This window comes from Streptomyces sp. NPDC001880, from assembly GCF_053594575.1.
In genome coordinates this window covers 1-2,221 of record NZ_JBSFET010000250.1, presented here as the reverse complement: position 1 = coordinate 2,221, position 2,221 = coordinate 1, and the positions used below count along the sequence as shown (strand labels likewise).

Below are 2,221 nucleotides of genomic sequence, written 5' to 3'. Positions count from 1 at the left end.
TAGTCGGGCGGCAGGGGGATGCGCAGAGGGAATGTCAGCGGCCCGACCACGCCTCTACGGGCATCTGTGTCGGCGCCGGGCGGCATGGTGCGAGACTTCGAGCCATGACCTCACCCGAGCTCAGTGAACTGGACCATCTCCGGGAAGATCGAGCGCCTCGCCAACCGTGTCAGCGTGGAGGCGTCCAACGAAGGATGGCTCTCGTGTTCACGGTGCCCGCCTCTACAGACCGCCCGGAGGCGCCACGTCTCTCGCTGCTCGTTAACGGCACCCCAACACCGGGATCAAGGCCGGTTCAGGCGTGGAGTCGTGCTCGCTGCATGGCATTCAGTTTGTGGACGTAGCGGGCGGCTAGCACGGCCGTGGGAATGACGAAGATGCGGAGGATGAGCGCTGCCCATCCGGCTTCGTCGAAGTCATGCATATACACATACCCGTTTTCTTCCGCGGAACTGTGGATGAACTGATCCCACCTGATCGTTCCCCAGAACACTGGCCAGGTCACCAAGGTCGCCAGCCAGAACCCCCACCAGAGGTGAAGCCCGAGGGCCGGAGCCATTACCCCTGCCCGGCTTGGCGGGCTGGAGGCGTGCCAGATGTCGTTGGCGATCTGCTTGGGCAGGTAGAGGTTGCGGACTGGGATGAACCAGGCGAGGACCGCCATGGAGGGGCGGTATCGCAGCCGCCCGGGGGCGAAGCCCTCAGCGATGGCGCGCGTCCCAGCGAACCAGACCAGCCAGCAGGCGATCAACACGGCTCCGGAGATGACCTGAGCCGTTCCCCATGCGGAGGCGTCATCCTCATAGTCATAGGCATGGAGCTCGCTTCCGTCGCGCACGAGGTCGATCTGCAGGAACGCGGTGCCCGCGGCGATCGCGGCGAACAGTGCGAGCGCTACATATACGGCGGCGGTGGAGAATGCTGACCTTTTTCCCCGTTTGCGTTCTTCAGCCAGTGTGCGTCTGCGTTCTTCAGCCAGCGTGCGTCGTGGCTCCCCGTCGTCGTGTGAGGGGTCGGCTGGTCGCTGCGGCGTGTCGGGGGTGGTGAGTGGCGCGGTGGCAGGTCGGGCCGGCTCGGTTACGGCCGTGTGCGGCGATCCGGGTGTCGGGGCCGGGGTGGAATCGGGGGCCACTCGGGTATACGGGTCTTCGTGTGCGAGTAGGTGTGCCGCGTCCTGCCCTAACTGGGCCAAGATGGCGGCTGGGAGCCAGGGCCCGAGGTGGTGGTACTGCGTCTCTTCTCGGGCTCGGAGCGCGTCAAGGGACGGCCGGGCGGCCGGGTCCTTGGCCAGGCAGTCCCGGATGAGAGGCAGTAGCGGGTTGGGCACGCCGGTGAGGTCCGGTTCCTCGTGCACCACCCGGTACATGAGGGCGTGCGCCTGCCCGTCGGGAACTTCGAATGCCAGGTGTCCGCTGGCGGCGAAGGCGAGTACCGCGCCGAGCGAGAAGATGTCACTGGCCTTGGTGAGTCGCTCGCCGCGGATCTGTTCGGGGGCCATGAAACCGGGTGTGCCCACGATCAGCCCGGTGGAGGTCAGTCCGCCGCTGGTCGGGTCGTCCAGTGCGCGCACGATGCCGAAGTCGATCACCCTCGGGCCGTCGATGGTGATCATGATGTTCGAGGGTTTCAGATCACGGTGAACGAGCCCGGCAGCGTGGATATCGGCCAGGGCCGCACACAGTCCGGAAGCCAGGCCGCGCACCGATCTCTCGGGCAGCGGTCCGTGCTGGTTCACCACCTCGGTGAGAGTGGGCCCGGGGATGTAGGCGGTAGCGACCCAGGGCCGCTCGGCGTGCGAGTCGGCGTCCAGTACAGGGGCCGTCCAGTCCCCGCCGACCTGCTGGGCCACGGTGATCTCGTGGGCGAACCGGGCCCGAAAGTCCGGCACCGCCGCCAGCTCGGCACGAATTGACTTCACTGCCGCCATCCGGCCCCGCGACGAACGGGCGAGATACACCACGCCCATCCCGCCCTCACCGAGCCGACCGAGCAACCGGTAATCCGCAATCCGATCCGGATCGTGCTCCTGCAGTGCCATCACAGCAGCGCAGCCTCCTTCACCACGGGCGCCGCACAGCGCGCGAACAACAAGCCAGGCTAGTGAAAACGGCCCGATGAGACCGGCGGTTTCGCGAAGCAACATCCAGCAAGACCGGGAACAGTGCGCTGCGGGTGCCGTACACGGTCATCACGCCCAAGGACTGGGGCGCGGTCGGCGGAT

1 protein-coding gene is annotated in these 2,221 nt (G+C 66.8%); it reads right to left on the bottom strand.

What is annotated here, in order from left to right; genetic code table 11:
• Positions 1–295 precede the first annotated feature (295 nt).
• Complete coding sequence (locus ACWCQ6_RS36930) at positions 296–2,143, bottom strand: protein kinase domain-containing protein (protein ID WP_451096837.1); 1,848 nt, start codon at positions 2,141–2,143, stop codon at positions 296–298.
• Between the last annotated feature and the right edge of the window lie 78 nt (positions 2,144–2,221).

What these genes read in the sequence shown, in the direction of transcription:
- ACWCQ6_RS36930 (WP_451096837.1), bottom strand. Translation starts at nt 2,143, where the DNA reads ATGTTGCTTCGCGAAACCGCCGGTCTCATCGGGCCGTTTTCACTAGCC.